Source organism: Gluconacetobacter liquefaciens, from assembly GCF_003350405.1.
Lineage (GTDB): Bacteria > Pseudomonadota > Alphaproteobacteria > Acetobacterales > Acetobacteraceae > Gluconacetobacter > Gluconacetobacter liquefaciens.
The window spans coordinates 46,172-60,771 of sequence record NZ_QQAW01000014.1 but is presented as its reverse complement, the minus strand read 5'-3'; the positions used below and the strand labels follow the sequence as shown (position 1 = coordinate 60,771).

Annotated in this window: 14 protein-coding genes; 6 read left to right on the top strand and 8 right to left on the bottom strand. The window is 64.5% G+C overall.

Features of this window, described 5'->3' with window-relative positions; genetic code table 11:
- Positions 1-156: 156 nt before the first annotated feature.
- Complete coding sequence (locus tag C7453_RS17010; RefSeq protein ID WP_245949124.1) at positions 157-819, bottom strand: hypothetical protein; 663 nt, start codon at positions 817-819, stop codon at positions 157-159.
- 106 nt (positions 820-925) lie between these two features.
- Complete coding sequence (locus tag C7453_RS17005; protein ID WP_114729211.1) at positions 926-1,819, bottom strand: hypothetical protein; 894 nt, start codon at positions 1,817-1,819, stop codon at positions 926-928.
- 347 nt (positions 1,820-2,166) lie between these two features.
- On the opposite strand from C7453_RS17005, the gene C7453_RS18765 reads away from it, so the two are divergent.
- Positions 2,167-2,412: a hypothetical protein gene (locus tag C7453_RS18765; RefSeq protein WP_147280876.1), complete on the top strand. Its 246-nt coding sequence runs from the start codon at positions 2,167-2,169 to the stop codon at positions 2,410-2,412.
- A 90-nt stretch (positions 2,413-2,502) separates the two neighbouring features.
- On the opposite strand, the gene C7453_RS16995 is transcribed toward C7453_RS18765, so the two are convergent.
- Positions 2,503-3,384, bottom strand: a complete 882-nt coding sequence (locus C7453_RS16995; RefSeq protein WP_114729243.1) for an ABC transporter ATP-binding protein — start codon at positions 3,382-3,384, stop codon at positions 2,503-2,505.
- Between the two features lie 237 nt (positions 3,385-3,621).
- On the opposite strand from C7453_RS16995, the gene C7453_RS19550 reads away from it, so the two are divergent.
- Positions 3,622-4,164, top strand: coding sequence for a hypothetical protein (locus C7453_RS19550; protein WP_114729206.1), 543 nt, complete (start codon positions 3,622-3,624; stop codon positions 4,162-4,164).
- A 107-nt stretch (positions 4,165-4,271) separates the two neighbouring features.
- Here C7453_RS19550 and C7453_RS16985 read toward each other — a convergent pair whose 3' ends face one another.
- The 3 genes from C7453_RS16985 to C7453_RS16975 form a co-directional block, all read right to left on the bottom strand.
- Entirely contained in the window at positions 4,272-6,707 is a 2,436-nt protein-coding gene (locus tag C7453_RS16985) for a cation-translocating P-type ATPase (protein WP_114729204.1), read from the bottom strand.
- A gap of 271 nt (positions 6,708-6,978) precedes the next feature.
- Positions 6,979-7,965, bottom strand: coding sequence for an SDR family oxidoreductase (locus C7453_RS16980; protein ID WP_114729202.1), 987 nt, complete (start codon positions 7,963-7,965; stop codon positions 6,979-6,981).
- A 94-nt stretch (positions 7,966-8,059) separates the two neighbouring features.
- On the bottom strand, positions 8,060-8,638 hold the full coding sequence (locus C7453_RS16975; RefSeq protein ID WP_114729200.1) for a YqaA family protein: 579 nt from the start codon (positions 8,636-8,638) through the stop codon (positions 8,060-8,062).
- A 107-nt stretch (positions 8,639-8,745) separates the two neighbouring features.
- Between C7453_RS16975 and C7453_RS16970 the strand changes: the two genes are divergently transcribed.
- Positions 8,746-9,813: a hypothetical protein gene (locus C7453_RS16970; protein WP_245949123.1), complete on the top strand. Its 1,068-nt coding sequence runs from the start codon at positions 8,746-8,748 to the stop codon at positions 9,811-9,813.
- On the opposite strand, the gene C7453_RS16965 is transcribed toward C7453_RS16970, so the two are convergent.
- Positions 9,739-10,521: a hypothetical protein gene (locus C7453_RS16965; RefSeq protein ID WP_114729196.1), complete on the bottom strand. Its 783-nt coding sequence runs from the start codon at positions 10,519-10,521 to the stop codon at positions 9,739-9,741. The genes C7453_RS16970 and C7453_RS16965 overlap by 75 nt on opposite strands.
- A 468-nt stretch (positions 10,522-10,989) precedes the next feature.
- Positions 10,990-11,859 (bottom strand): LysR family transcriptional regulator, encoded by an 870-nt coding sequence (locus C7453_RS16960; protein WP_456303635.1) that lies wholly within the window; start codon positions 11,857-11,859, stop codon positions 10,990-10,992.
- A gap of 131 nt (positions 11,860-11,990) precedes the next feature.
- Here C7453_RS16960 and C7453_RS16955 point away from each other — a divergent pair, with 131 nt between their 5' ends.
- The 3 genes from C7453_RS16955 (at position 11,991) to C7453_RS16945 (ending at position 14,573) form a co-directional block, all read left to right on the top strand.
- The gene (locus C7453_RS16955) at positions 11,991-12,671 is read left to right on the top strand and encodes a glutathione S-transferase family protein (RefSeq protein WP_245949122.1); all 681 of its coding nucleotides are present in this window, start codon (positions 11,991-11,993) and stop codon (positions 12,669-12,671) included.
- 25 nt (positions 12,672-12,696) lie between these two features.
- Complete coding sequence (locus tag C7453_RS16950; protein ID WP_114729192.1) at positions 12,697-13,791, top strand: alkene reductase; 1,095 nt, start codon at positions 12,697-12,699, stop codon at positions 13,789-13,791.
- A 107-nt stretch (positions 13,792-13,898) separates the two neighbouring features.
- Positions 13,899-14,573 carry a peroxiredoxin-like family protein gene (locus C7453_RS16945; protein ID WP_114729190.1) on the top strand — a complete coding sequence of 225 codons (675 nt, stop codon included), beginning with the start codon at positions 13,899-13,901 and terminating at the stop codon, positions 14,571-14,573.
- The last annotated feature ends 27 nt before the right edge of the window (positions 14,574-14,600 follow it).

Sequence of the window (14,600 nt, the reverse complement as noted above, 5' to 3'; positions counted from 1 at the left end):
TTGGCCAGGCTCTGAAATAGAGTGACGCTGCACGCGCTGTGCCGTCAGTTCCAAGATGGGGTGGCTACCGTCTGATATGTCAGAGGGAGGCGGCGTTCCGAACGCGCGTCATTCCGCACTGCCGAACCGGGCACGCATGACAGTAGAGAATACCCTTTAGATGCGTCGGACCAGCCTGACCAGGGGTACCGAGCAGACGAACATGTCCGAAGGGCTTGCGCGCCAGGGCAGGACCAGTCGCTCGTAACGGCACCAGAACTGGCTGCCGTCGGCGCTTGTCATGCGGGCCTCGATCAGGTCCAGGCGGGGCTCCTGGCTGGATGCCGCCGTGAAAAAGGCGCGGGTCGTCGGCAGCATGTAGGCGGCGTCGGGGAGGTCCCTGATGTCGCGGCCGACCAGATCGTCGTGGGACTGGCCGCTATATGTCTCGTAGGTGCGCGGCCATGCCGCGATCTGGCAGCGGTCCTGGCCCGGTATCCAGGCCAGGCCGCCGCCGCCGAATACCGGGCTGGTGGCGATGTCGGCCACGTTGCGTGTCGTCGTATGGTGGCGGGCTTCGCGCCAGGCGGTCAGGGCCGTTTGCAGGCTGGCGCGCTTTGCATCCCCGAGGCGATCCAGGGACAGGGGAATGATGGTGGGCGCCGCTGGGGCGTCACGGTCGGACTGTGTTGCGCTCTGGAGGGTGCGAAGGCGGGCAATGGCGTCGTTGCGGTTTTGCAGAACTTCCAGTGGTGCGGGGCATGATCCGAAACGCTCCAGGACGATGCGGGCATGCGGTCGTGTCAGGAGGATTTCGATGACCCGTTGCAGGCAGGCCATTGCGAATGACGCGGGCTGGAAGCAGATGCGTGTATAGGTTGCAAATGTCTCTATGGTGGCAAAGCCGAGATTTTGGACGGAATGGGAAATGAAATCGGTATTTTTTTCAAAGAATCCGAAATATTGAAAAAAATCCCTGCTGTTCTGATTCCACGTTCTTCCGTTTGGCGCGACCAGTATTTTCATATGGCGCCATTTTCCGGTGTCGCTGTTTTGTGGGGTGAGCATAATTTATCTGGAAGAGAGAGCACTTTAAATTTCTATGACCTTTGGGAGTGGATGGGGCCTGGCTGTCAGAGGGCCGGCGGCTCGATGGGCCAGTCGGCTCGGGCCAGGGCGCGGGGGGGGCCAGGCGGGCCATCACCAGCGCGAAGGCGACGGCTATGACGGGGAGTGCCCAGGCCAATGGCGGCACCGGGGACCCGGCGAACAGGAGTGTGGTGTAGATCTGGATGCCCGCCAGACTGCCCAGCATCGACAGCAGCAGGATGATCCCCGGACGATTGGTCAGGGGCGAGAAGACCGCCAGACTGGGCAGGTAGCTGCCGCCGACGATGACAGCGGCCAGCGCGAGACCTGCCGCCAGCGCGCGCAACGGTGGCATCGTGCCGAGGAGCGTGACGGTGACGGCGGCGAACAAGCCCAGGATCGTGCCGGCCATCACGGCGCGGCCGGCATGGGCGCGATAGAGGGCGCGCGTGAAATCCGCCCGCGCGCCGAACGGGCCGAGCGACAGCAGGAACGGCCAGTCGCGCCGCGACAACATCCAGTTGGGGAGGGGCACGGCACCGAGCATCGCGACCTGGCCCAGCGTGGCGGTGGCGGCGGTGCACACCAGATGAAGCGTGGGGGCGTGAAGGCTGCTGATCGCGTTGATCAGCACCACGAAGGTCGTGAACACGATCAGGGTGACGGCCGACTGCGCCAGCATTCCCAGTGGACTGCCCGAGGCCAGGCCGTTGGGCAGGGGAACCCGGCGCAGAGGGGGCGGTTGCCACATCAGCGCGTGCTTCAGGCTGCGGAAGACGGCATTCGGCGGCTTGTGGTCCGGTCGGGGGGGGGGCGGGTGCCGGGGTGTCGGGATGGGCGAAGGGGCTGTGATGCAGTTCGATCAGCGTTGCCAATAGGGTCGTGGCCAGCAGGGCCAGGGCCAGGAACCATGGCGCCCGCATCAGAGTATCCTGCATCGTGGGGCTCAGGAACATGAAGAACAGACCGAACACGATGACTGCGCGGATTTTGCGCAGGCGGGGGCGCAGGATTTTCGGTCCGGCCAGATCGCGGCCGGTGCTGAGGGCGAGATTGACGGATTCCAGCGCCAGCACGTTGAGTAGCGGCAGACCCAGGATGAGCGCGGGCACGGCCAGCAGCAGCAGGCCCAGCACGAGCATGACGTGGATCGCCCGGTATTCCGCCGCGATCAGGCGCGGATACATGGCTGCCAGCGGCGAGCGTACCTGGCGCCAGTACTGGCAGGACAGGCCGGTGAACAGCCCCTGCTGCGCCATCCACCAGAACAGGCCGATATCGTGGATGCCGGCGGGATGGGTGCGTGACGGATGGGCCAGGTTGAAGGCGGTGATGGCGAGATAGACCGCCGCCGAGATCAGGGTGGGGTTTTCCCGGAAGAAGACCGGCGAGGCGTAGAGCCGGAGCGCGCGCAGCGTGTCGTTCATCGGGCGGTTATCGGGTCAGGGCCAGGAACAGCCGTTCGACATCGCCCGGCAGCAGGATGTTGCCCGCGCCGGCCGCCGCGTCGTCCAGCGCCGGATGCCAGCCGCGCACCCACACACCGTCCGCGCCCTGGTCGGCGATGATGTCGACGCCCCATTCCGTCTCGGGCGGCGCGGAGAGGCGGCGGACGGTGGCGGCGATGTCCGGTGCCGTCATGTCCAGCATGATCCGGCCATGGCGCATCATGATGACGCGATCACTGATGTCCTGAAGGTCGGAGATGATGTGCGAGGAAATCAGTACGCTGGCACCCGTGCGCCGCGCATAGGCCGGCAGCAGGCGCATGAAATCGTAGCGGGCCTGCGGGTCGAGGCTGGCGACGGGCTCGTCCAGCACGATCAGGTCGGGGCAGAAGCGCAAGGCGAGCACGATCGCCAGCCGCTGGCGCTCGCCGCCCGAGAGCGTCTTGATCCGCGCGTTGGGGTCGAGGGCGGCCCATTCCTCCCATGTCCGGTCTTCGGTGTCGTTGGGGCGGGCGCGGTAGTCGGCCAGATAGGCCATCAGTTCCCCGACGCGGAACCAGGTAAAGCCGGTCATGGTCTGGGGAACGAAGCCGATGCGTGCCCTGGTTTCGGCACGCAGGGCGGAGGCGTCCTCGCCCCACAGCCGCACCGTGCCGGCATCGGCCGAGAGCAGGCCGAGCAGGCAGCCGATCAGGGTGGTCTTGCCGGCGCCGTTGGGGCCGAGAAGGGCCGCGATCTCGCCCGGGCGCAGCGTCAGGCTGAGATCGTCGAGAATGGCACGGCCGCCGAGCACCTTGCGCAGATGGGTGATCTGTACCGGGGGCTCCCGATCGGGGATGGCCTGTGGTGAGGTGTCCTGATCTGTCATCGTCCGCGCTTCGGAAAACATTGCAGGACGTTGGAGCGGTGGGGGATTTTCTGTCAAGCGGGCCGATGGCCGGGCGGTGGCGTGGTTTCGGGCGGGAGTGACCGGCGCAGGAGAGATCGTCCTTGTGCCGGAATAACGCTTTGTGTCGTGGGCCGGGGGATGGTTGCAATTCCTGATTTCAGGTCCTGCGCTTTCCTGCGGCATGTTGCGCGGATGTTACAGCCTGGATGCCTGCCCATGCGCATGACACTGCCCTTGCGGAGAGAAGGCCGGCCTGTCCCGTCGCTCCATGGCGTGGCGGAGGGGCGATGGCCGTTCTTTCGCATCGGGGTCGTCGTCGCGATGGCGACGGCGGGGCGTCCTGCATCCGGTGCGCCGGCCGCATCCTATTTCATGCCGCCGACGCCGACAATGGCGGCGCCCCAGCCTGCCGCGTCTCAGCCTGCCGTGCCTGGAGCTTTCGGGGCCGGGCATGCCGGAGCGGCGGCGGGGGGCGGAATGGGGGCCGGGGGATCGGGGTATTCCGTGACCGCCCCGACATATTCGCTGGCGCCGCCGGCATCGGGCGGGACGGGGCATGTGGGGCCGTTCGATATCGAGCAGAGCAATGCCAGCCCCGTGCCGATGGAGACGGGGCGGACCGTGACCGCTGCCTATCCCGTCAAGGGCGTGCCCGGCATGGACCTGACGATCAACATGTTCGGCGGCCATCGGGAGACCAATACCGGCAGCGCGGTCGGGACCGCCGCGCTGACCGCCGGCATGCGGATCAAATGGTGACGCAGGTCTGATGGTGATGCGGGGGCGAGGCCGTTCCTGCGTGGGCCTTTCAGAGGCAGTTCGATGAAGTTGGCTGCGTCGGCAGGGTGATTTTGCAAACGGCGCTTTCAGAACCTCAAGCGATCGCGCCAGAAGGTCTTGGCGATTTCCAGCACGACCAGCACGGTGGCCGCCGCGCCGATGCTCAGGCCCAGATCGTGCCAATGCAGGGGGGCGAAGCGGAAGAGGTTCCGGATGGCCGGTACGAGCACGCTGGATAGGAGGACGGTGATCATCGTCCCGAGAATCCAGAGCAGGGTGGCGTTGGGTCGCCTTATGGCCGTGACCAGGGATGTGCTGAACGACCGGTTCACGAGGATCAGGCTGACGATCGAGAGCACCAGCGAGACGAAGGTGAGGGCGCGCGCTTCTTCGGCCGGCATGGCGCGCTGGGTGGCGAACAGGAAGAGACCGCCGACGAGGATGAGGACCAGCAGGCCCTGGAGCAGGCTCCAGACGATCAGCGGCCGCGAGAACAGGGATTCGGCGGGCGGCCGGGGGGGGCGGCGCATGACGTCGTCTTCTTCGGTCTCGGCCTCGAAGGCCATGGTGCAGACCGGGTCGATGATCATCTCCAGGAAGGCGATGTGGATCGGGGAGAAGATGAGGGGATAGTCCAGGACCAGCGGCAGCAATGCCAGGCCGGCGATGGGCACATGCACGGCGAAGACGAAGCCCATCGCCTTGCGCAGATTGTCGTAGATGCGGCGGCCCAGCCGGATGGCGGTGACGATGGAACTGAAATCGTCATCCAGCAGGACGATGGCGGCGGCCTCGCGCGCGACATCGGTGCCGCGTCCGCCCATGGCGATGCCGATATGCGCGGCTTTCAGTGCCGGCGCGTCGTTGACGCCGTCGCCCGTCATGGCGACGGTCTCGCCGCCGGCTTTCAGGGCCTGCACGATCCGCAGCTTCTGTTCCGGCATGATGCGGGCGCAGATGGTTGCGGTGTGGAGGTGTTCCCGCAGGGCGGGCTCGGCCAGCGTTTCGATGGCGGCGCCGGTCAGGATGGTTGCGCCATTGTCGATCCCGGCCGCGCCTGCGATGGCACGGGCGGTTTCCGGGTAATCGCCGGTGATCATCATGACGCGGATGCCGGCCGACCGGCAGTCGCGCACCGCATCCGGCACGCTTGGCCGCAGGGGATCGGCAATGCCGACGAGGCCGAGGAACTGGAACGTGAAACCCTGCGGCGTTTCGGGAAAATCCATTCCTTCATAGGAGGCTTTGGCGACGCCGAGGACGCGGAGACCCCTGGCGGCCATGGCGTCGAGGGCCTGGCTGATGGCGGTGCGGTGCGTGTCGTCCAGATGGCAGAGTGCGGCGATGGCTTCCGGCGCGCCTTTCGCGGCGACCACGCAGGAGGGCCGTGCGGCATCGGGCTGCCAGATTTGCGTGACGGCCAGCAGGTCGGGGCGCAGGCCGTAGGTGCGTGCGAGGGTCCAGCCCGATTGCGTCGGGGGCGGGCGTTCAGGCGGGGAGGTGCGGGCGAAATCGTGGAAGGCGGTTTCCATCGGGTCGAACGGCTGGGGGGCACTGGCCAGCAGGCCGTGGAAGGCCAGGGCCTGTGCCTGCGGAGAGAGGGCCGTCAGGGATGCGGGCGGGGCCATGGTCTCGCCGTCGCTTGTCCGCAGTTCGGCGATCGACATGCGGTTCTCGGTCAGGGTTCCGGTCTTGTCGGTGCAGAGGACAGTGGCCGAGCCGAGGGTTTCGATGGCCGCCGCGCGGCGGGTCAGCACGCGGGCGCGCGAAATGCGCCATGCCCCCATCGCCATGAATACGGTGAGCACGACCGGAAATTCCTCCGGCAGCATGCTCATGCCGATCGTGATGGCGGCCAGTACCGCGTCGAGCCAGCCGCCGCGCAATGTGCCGTACAGCACCAGGGCGAGGGCGCTGACCAGGCCGCCGCCGATCGCGCAGAGGCGGGTCAGGCGCGCCGTCTGGGCGCGCAGGCGTGGTGGTTCGGTCTCCAGCATGCGGAGCGACTGGCCGATCCGGCCGATCTCGCTGCCCGAGCCGGTGGCGCGCACTTCGGCGATGCCGCTGCCGCGCACGATCAGCGAGCCGGAATAGACGAAGGGCTGGTCGTCGCCGCCCGGCCGGGCCGTGGGGGACGCCGCGGTCGCGACGGATTTGCGCACGGCGACGGCTTCGCCCGTCAGCAGGGATTCGTCGGCGAGCAGGTCCTGTGCGCGCACCAGCAGCGCATCGGCCGGGACCCGGTCGCCTTCGGCGAGCACGATGAGGTCGCCCCGGACCACCTCGCGGCCGGGAATGCGCTTTCGCGTGCCGTCACGGATGACGAGGGCCCGGGGGCTCGTCAGGTCACGCAGGGCGTCCAGCACCCGTTCGGTCCGGGTTTCCTGAATCACGGTGATGGCGATGGAGGCGCAGGCGAAGGCCAGCAGGATCAGCGCCTCGTGCAGGTTGCCCAGCAGGAGATAGATGCCGCCACCGACCAGCAGCAGGGCGAGCATGGGCTCGCGCAGGACCTCGCGCATGATGGCCAGCGGGGTGCGGTGTTCCTGGCGCGGGCTTCGTTCTCGGCTAGGCCGGCAAGGTTGGCGGAGGGGGGAAGGGGGGCTTCTGCCGGCTGGTCCACGGAAGCGGTCTCCTGTCGACGGGACGCGACGCGGCGCCTGGCGGTCGTTCAGCCGCTATCGGCTGCACCCGCGAAGAGCCAAGCGCGCGATCCCGTGTCGGGGATGCCGGGGGAAGAAAAAAAACCGTCCGGGCCCGTCTCCCTGAGGGCAACGGGGCCGGAGGGGACGGTCAGCGCTTCCGGCGCAGGGTGGCGACGATTGCGCCCACGCCGGCGGCCAGGGCGGTGCCGGTGAGGATCGTGCGCAGGGTAGTGGTCAGCAGCACCGGCATGGTGCGCCGGCTGAGATGGTCGAAGGGGCCGTGCGCGCCGTGGGCGCCGGAGACCGGGGTGAACAGATTGTCCGGTGTGTTGTCCGGGGTGGGATATTTTTCCAGTTGCTGGTGGTACGCGTGGTCGGCCTGGCGGCGGTCCAGCAGTGCGGGGGCCAGGAATGCCGCCATGCGATGGCCGATGCCCGACAGGCCTACCCGGACGTCGCGGTGGCGGCCGAAGGCGGCGCGGCTGATCGCCTCGGCCGCGATTTCGGGCTCGAAAACCGGGCCGGCGGGGCGCAGGCGCTTGCCGGTATGGTTGCGCGTCCAGACGAAGCGCGGGGTGTTGATGGCCGGCAGGCTGACCAGCGAGAGCAGGATGCGGTCGCCGTCATGCAGGATTTCGGGGCGCAGGCTTTCGGTGAAGGCGCGGATCGCGGCCCGTGCGCCGCTTTCGATGCTGCGCAGCGGGCGCGGCAGGGAAATGGCGTCGAGATTGACGATGGTGCCGTAGCCGCGTCGCCGCATGCGGATCAGCGCCGTACGGGTGCCGAAGACGGTGCCCAGATAGGTAACCTCGGTCGCGCGGCGGATTTCCTCGGGCGGCAGTTCCACGAACTGGCCGCTGACGCCGGCGCCGGCGCAGTTGACCCACAGGGTGATCGGGCCGAGCGTGGCTTCGATCTGGTCGGCGGCGCGTTCCAGCGCCTCGGCGTCGGTGACGTCGGCGGGGATGGTGAGGGTGCGGATGTGCAGTTCGGCTAGTTCCGCCGCCGCGTCTTCCAGGCGGGCCGCGTCGCGGCCGATCAGCGCGACGTCGCAGCCGGCGCGGGCCAGGGTCCGCGCGGTGGCGCGGCCGATTCCGGCGCCAGCTCCGGTGATGACGGCGATCTGGTGAGGCATGGGGCGGGCTCCGCTGGGCAGGTCTGTCTGCCGCCCTGTTTGCTCTTGGATCGGGCGCGCCGCAAGTCGGGGCGGTTATGCCCGGTGATGCGTTCTACAGGTATTTGAGGGCCGCGAAGCCGCCGACGAGCACGACTCCGAACAGGGCGGCCACCAGGGTCAGGCGGCGTTCGATGAAGGACTGGATCGGCGCGCCATAGCGGCGGAGCAGGGCGGCGAGCAGGAAGAAACGGGCGCCGCGCGTGGCGATGCAGGCCAGGACGAAGGGCAGCAGCGGAAAATGCGCGGCACCGCTGGCGATGGTGACGATCTTGAAGGGGATCGGCGTGAGGCCCTTGAAGAGGATGATCGCCACACCCCACTGGCGGAACTGCTCTTGCAACGCGAGCAGCCGGGCTTCCGCATGGTAGAAATGGATGATCGGCATGGCGACGTGTTGCAGCAGGACAGCGCCGATATACCAGCCCAGGAGGCCGCCGCAGACGCTGGCCAGCGTGCATAGCGCCGCCAGCGCCCAGGCGCGGTCGCGGTGGGCCAGCACCATCGGCACCAGCAGGATATCGGGCGGCAGGGGGAAGACGCTGGCCTCGGCGAACGCGATCACGGCCAGCCAGAGCGGGGCGTGGCGGCTGGCGGCGAGGGAAAGGGTGCGGGCGTAGAGTCGGTCGAGCATGATCGGTTCGCCATGTCGGATGTCAGGGGCGGGATGCCATTCGCTAGAACGCCCGACAAGCGCGCGGTGAGCAAGCGGCGCAGGTTCGATGGAAGGGAGATTATATCGTGTGGCGGCACGTCTGCTTCCGCCTTTTTTCGGTCATCGGCAAAGTGATCTTGCGATGGCGAACCAATAAGCGGGCGCATGCCCTCGTGCTGTTTACCGCCTTCGCCGAATGTGGCCTACTTTCAGCCGATCTGGTTGGAAATCTGACAGGAAAAATCGGAACTACATCAGGTACTCGACGTTGCAACAAGATAGCTTGGTATATAAAGCGATACGATATGGAAATGCTAATCGGCCCCAAAGGCAGAATATGGTATCCGAATAGCAGGGAATTATCGAATTATCTTGGTTACCATGGTGGTGACTTTGACGTCGTGTCCTATTGCATACGAAATCTCGGTTTCGCGGCGGTTGCAATATTTCCGAGTTATACACGGATACGCTTTCAACCGGCGTTGCTTCCGGCAGCCTGTCTGCAACGCGTGCTTGAGATTATCCTCTATCGTGCGCCGCAAAGGGTTGTCCTGGAGCGGGCTGCCACATTGTTTTCTCCTCTGGAAGTTTTTCATAACCTCAATGACGCCGTCGCGCGTCTGCGGACGCTCCAGATCGCAACGCCCGGTGAAGTAGAACCCTCGGGTTCACCCACCATTGTGAGTCTTTCTCTGGACCGACTTCAGGACCCAAAACGCGCGGGTATGCAAGCGGCATTTGAAATGTGGAAAAAAGCCAGACGCTATGCCAATACACAGACTGTGACCCAAATTGCCACCAATTCATTATTCGGTGGTGGCGCCGTTGCTTGGATGCCTGGACAGGATCGCTGCCTGATCGAGGCCTGGCCGCAGACATACGGGAAATATGGCAAGCTGTCTTATGACAGCTTGCTTGGTCGTGATGTGCGGGATCTTCCCGATAGCAGATATATTCTTCCCACGACGCGAAGCTACTTCAGCGTCGTTCAGGATCAGGCCCCGCGCCTGGAACTCATCGAGGCGCTTGTCACGCACCCCGATGGCTCCATGTTCTGGTCCCGCTACGAGCGGCTGCTCTTACCGTGGCGAACGGGCGCGTCGGACACCTTCGTCAGTTCCATGCCCGCGCTCAGGCTCGTCCGGAACTGTTAAGTGATTCCGGACATAGCTCGTTAAATCGTCTGGTGTTTCCCAGATCAGATTACAATTGAAGGTACGCCAGGGGCTGACGATCTGCATGCCTGGTTGAATGACGGGGTTGCCATACAGAGGGAGAAGCACACGGGTCAATGCACCCCGCTCCACCATGCCTATGGTGAAGTCCGGTTTCCACATTGCGAGAGAAATGCTCCTCATCATGGCTATGGTCAACTGCGGCAGGCGCTTGCGGCGGAAGCTGGGATGACACCAAAGGCCACCCGCAAATACGACCCGGCCTCCAATTTCGGCCGCCACGGGGGCCGCTGCGGTCCATTTTTCATCCGGACTCATCTGTACGGATGGATTCCGATAGGCAAAGCGCCCGGACTCCCATTCCTCACGCAATGTACTTGTCGGCCAGTCGTATCGGCGCAGGATTAACGTTACGACGGGTTCGCCGTCGGCCTGGCCTTCGACATAGATGACATTATCCGGATTGATGTCCGAAATTGCAGGATCGTAGATGGGTGAAAGAGGTTCCCATGTATCGAGATTTTTCCGATTGACCTGTACCAGGCGATCGAAATCGCGACCCATATGCCATGATATACCCAACTGACGGGCAGACTCTGAGAGTTGTAAAAAAAAGCGCCCAATCTCGATTTTGGGACCGTGATTGATTTCGATTGTATCCAGGAATGGACGAAGAACAGTTGACATAACCAACCTCTTTTCGGGCTTGATTGCCCGAAAAGAGGTTACTTATTTATAGAATATAAAGAATTGACCGCTATCATTTACATTTTTGAAGTTTACTTTTTGTTAACTTTTTATTTCTATGTGAATAAAGCGCCGGATTATTGATCTTTGATGGGTCTCTCCATCCGTTCCACACACCTGCGGCCAGCATCGGTGAGGGCAAGGGTGCAGCCGGAACCAGTGATCAGGCCACGTTGGCGCAGACCTTGCTCAGTTCGGCTGGTGCCTCCAGGCATTGCGCGCCCTCGCAGGTGGGCCCACGCCGGATGGCCTCGGTAAAGATCGCGCAGCACGCGGGCCATCGCCGACGACGGTGATACGCGCGCTGGCTTCGAGGGATTATCGGCAGTCTTCTTTATCGATGAACACACAACATATGTCCCGTACAGATTGGACTGTTTCCTTCAGGCTCGGTAACGCGACAGTCTGCTAGGTGTCGGTTGATCGCATGATTTTTTCGACGAATGCAGCGAACTGGCGGCCTTTCGCGGTCGTCATGTTCCCGGCGGGAAAGACCGCCCAAAGATCGATGGAGGGCAACGACCATGCCTGGAGAACCCGGACGATGGCGCCGCTTTCCAATTCTGGCGCGAACATCCAGTCCGAGGCGATGGTCAGCCCCATGTCGGCCAGCAATGCAGCACGCAGCCCCTCTGCGGCGCTGACGCGCAGTCGTCCGCCGACAGAGACCGAGACAGCCGCACCATCGCGTGTGAACGACCAGACGTTGGGCTGCTGACTGTAGATAATCGCCTCATGGTTCGCGAGGTCCGCCGGGTTCTGCGGTTTTCCGGCGCGTGCGAGATAGGCCGGCGTTGCAAGCACCGAGCGACCGCCGGTTGCGATTTTGCGTGCGACCGCGGTGGAATCGGAGAGTTTCCCCATGCGCAATGAGATATCCACCCCTTCGGCTACAAGGTCGATCTTGCGGTCGTCGAGAATGATATCGACGTCGAGATGCGGGTGGGCCGCCAGGAATTGCGGCAGCCTCGGTATCACATGGAGCCGCGCGAATGTCGTCGCAGCGGAAACGCGCAGGCGCCCTGATAGCCCCGCTCCAGCTCCTTTTGCGGCAAGCTCCGCCTCGTCTGCCTCCTGGATGGCATTGCGCGCCCGTTCATAGAAGGTCTGCCCTGCCTCGGTCGGGGTCAGCCCGTGTGTGGAACGGATGAGCAGACTGACCTGAAGCCGGGTTTCGAGCTGTGCGATGGTCTTGGACACGGCTGGTTGCCCGACATTGAGCTGCCGCGCGGCGGCGGAGAACGAACCGGTTTCCACCACCCGCACGAAGGTCGCCATCGCCTGATATCGATCCATGCCATTCCTCCCAGGAATGGCGTTTATCGCCTCGACGCACCTGCCATGTCGAGCGGAAGGGGGACATGTCTTTCTCACGCCCGGACAGACCGGGCCATAAGGAGGCCGTCCCGATGTCCGGTTCATTCATACGCGCGGCGGCCGAGGACGCACGACCGCTGCTCGAGGTCCATACGTTCGCGACGCCGAACAGCGTCAAGGTGTCGATCGCGCTTGAGGAGCTCGGGCTGCCCTATGCGCTGCATGGCATCAACGTCCGCAAGGGGGAGCAGAAGACGGCAGACTTTCTGGCGCTCAATCCCAACGGCAAGGTGCCGGTCCTGGTGGATCGTACCCTGGAAGACAGCCCTCTCGTCCTGACGGAATCTGCTGCGATCCTCGTCTACCTCGCCGAAAAGACGGGACAGCTCCTACCTGCCGGTGGCGATGCGCGCGCGCGCGTTTTCGAGCAGCTTTTTTTCCACGCGTCCGGCCTCAGCCCGGCTTTCGGGCAGTCCGGCTTTTTCCAGCGTTTTGCCGCCGAGCCTCAGCCCCTCGCGATCGAGCGTTTTTCCAGCGAGGAGAAACGCACTCTGGGCGTACTCGACGGCGTGCTGGCAAGCCGGCCTTTCGTGGCCGGCGATGCATTCACCATCGCCGATATCGCCCATTTCGGCTGGTTGTGGCGGCGCGCCTTCGCGGGGGTGTCGCTCGACGACACACCCAGCGTCGCGCGCTGGTACGAAGCGATCGCAGCCCGTCCGGCCGTGCAGCGCGGCATTGCCCGCGTCGAAGCGCTCGTCCCGCAAGACTGATCTCATTCCAGACAAGGAACTCCTCATGTCCATGCTTTTCACGCCGTTCAGGGCGGGTGCGCTGTCGCTCGACCATCGGGTCGTCATGGCACCGCTGACCCGCCTGCGTTCGGAACCCGGCGACATGCCGGGGCCGCTGATGCGGGAATATTATACGCAGCGCACGTCGCACGGCGGCCTGATCGTTTCGGAAGCGACCCCCGTTGCGCGGGAGGGGTGTGGCTATGCCGGTGCGCCGGGAATTTACGATGACGCCCAGATCGCGGGGTGGCGCACGATCACCGATGCGGTGCATGCCCATGGCGGCAGGATCGTCATGCAATTGTGGCATGTCGGGCGCCAGTCCCACCACGATCTTCAGCCTGGCGGCGGGGCCCCTGTGGCGCCGTCCGGCATCCAGGCGGAGGGATATGCCTATACCGCAAGCGGCCCGGTACCGTTTTCCATGCCGCGAGCCCTGGAGATCGGTGAAATTCCTGCAATCATCGAGCAGTTCCGCCAGGGTGCCGCGCGTGCGAAAGCGGCGGGATTCGACGGGGTGGAGATCCATGGCGCCAATGGCTACCTGCCGGACCAGTTCCTGCAGGACGGCACCAACCATCGCACCGACGAATATGGCGGACCGATCGAAAATCGCGCGCGTTTCCTGCTTGAGATCACGCAGGCGGCGATTGACGTCTGGGGGGCGGATCGCGTGGGGGTAAGATTGAGCCCGAGTGGTACCTATGGGGGAATGTCCGACAGCGATCCCGGGAAAACCTTCGGCTATGTCGCGGAAAGACTGGACAGGATGGGCATCGCCTACCTGCATGTCGTCGAGCCGCGTATCAAGGGCACGGAATTGATCGCCGAGGCCGACGCGGTCGCGGCGAGGGATCTGCGCACTGTGTTCAGCGGAGCACTGATCGCCGCCGGCGGCTTCGACGGCGCGAGCGCCGAGGCGATCATTCGGGCGGGTGACGCTGATGCAGTCGCGTTCGGACGGTATTTCATCAGCAATCCCGATCTGCCGGAACGCCTGCGCCACACGATCCCGCTGGCGCCTTACGACCGCGCGACCTTCTATGGTGGTGGGGCGCATGGCTATGTCGACTATCCGCAAAGCGAAACCGTCGCCTGAACCCCCATTCCGGCGCGGAATGACGGATAGTCGTCCGCGCCCTCATCCCCGGCATAACGGGGCGTCCTACTGTCATCCCGTCACGACGATCAATGAAGGAAACGACGATGTCTCTTCAAGAAAAGCTCGATACGTTCAAGGCCGATTTCGAGGCGGGCAAGCCGCCTTACAATGTGCCGTATTCGGTCATCGAGGTCATGCACCGTGCCACCGCCGAACTGATTGCGTCGGGTGCTGCCGCAAAGGTGCTCAAGGCGGGTGACAAGGCCTCGGTCTTTACGCTGAACGATCCGGACGGCAGCCCCGTTTCATCCACCGATCTGCTGGCGAAGGGGCCGCTGGTCGTCAGCTTCTATCGCGGCGTCTGGTGCCCTTACTGCAACATGGAATTGCAGGCGCTTGAAGCGGCGCTGCCGTCGTTCCGCGAACTCGGCGCCAACCTGATCGCCATTTCGCCGCAGACGGCGGTGAACAGCCGCAAGTCGGTGCGTCAGAACAGCCTGGACTTCCCGATCCTGTCCGATACGCACAATGACGTTGCGGCAAGTTTCGGCCTGCGTTTCGATCTGCCCGATTATCTGGTCGAACTCTACAGGAATCTGAAGAACGACCTGACCGCGTTCAATGGTGACGAAAGCTGGACCCTGCCGATGCCGGGCCGCTTCGTCATCGGTCGGGACGGCGTGATTCTCTATGCCGAGGTGAATCCGGACTACACGCGCCGGCCGGAGCCGGAAGACATGCTCCCGGTCCTGCGCAAGGCCGCCGGCGCCGGGACCTGATCAACGTGATATTGGGGCCGGGGTCCG

Coding starts and splice junctions, on each gene's coding strand:
- C7453_RS17010 (WP_245949124.1), bottom strand. CDS start 819: ATGGCCTGCCTGCAACGGGTCATCGAAATCCTCCTGACACGACCGCAT.
- C7453_RS17005 (WP_114729211.1), bottom strand. CDS start 1,819: ATGTGGCAACCGCCCCCTCTGCGCCGGGTTCCCCTGCCCAACGGCCTG.
- C7453_RS18765 (WP_147280876.1), top strand. CDS start 2,167: ATGAGCGCGGGCACGGCCAGCAGCAGCAGGCCCAGCACGAGCATGACG.
- C7453_RS16995 (WP_114729243.1), bottom strand. CDS start 3,384: ATGACAGATCAGGACACCTCACCACAGGCCATCCCCGATCGGGAGCCC.
- C7453_RS19550 (WP_114729206.1), top strand. CDS start 3,622: ATGCGCATGACACTGCCCTTGCGGAGAGAAGGCCGGCCTGTCCCGTCG.
- C7453_RS16985 (WP_114729204.1), bottom strand. CDS start 6,707: ATGCGCGAGGTCCTGCGCGAGCCCATGCTCGCCCTGCTGCTGGTCGGT.
- C7453_RS16980 (WP_114729202.1), bottom strand. CDS start 7,965: ATGCCTCACCAGATCGCCGTCATCACCGGAGCTGGCGCCGGAATCGGC.
- C7453_RS16975 (WP_114729200.1), bottom strand. CDS start 8,638: ATGCTCGACCGACTCTACGCCCGCACCCTTTCCCTCGCCGCCAGCCGC.
- C7453_RS16965 (WP_114729196.1), bottom strand. CDS start 10,521: ATGTCAACTGTTCTTCGTCCATTCCTGGATACAATCGAAATCAATCAC.
- C7453_RS16960 (WP_456303635.1), bottom strand. CDS start 11,859: ATGGCGACCTTCGTGCGGGTGGTGGAAACCGGTTCGTTCTCCGCCGCC.
- C7453_RS16955 (WP_245949122.1), top strand. CDS start 11,991: ATGTCCGGTTCATTCATACGCGCGGCGGCCGAGGACGCACGACCGCTG.
- C7453_RS16950 (WP_114729192.1), top strand. CDS start 12,697: ATGTCCATGCTTTTCACGCCGTTCAGGGCGGGTGCGCTGTCGCTCGAC.
- C7453_RS16945 (WP_114729190.1), top strand. CDS start 13,899: ATGTCTCTTCAAGAAAAGCTCGATACGTTCAAGGCCGATTTCGAGGCG.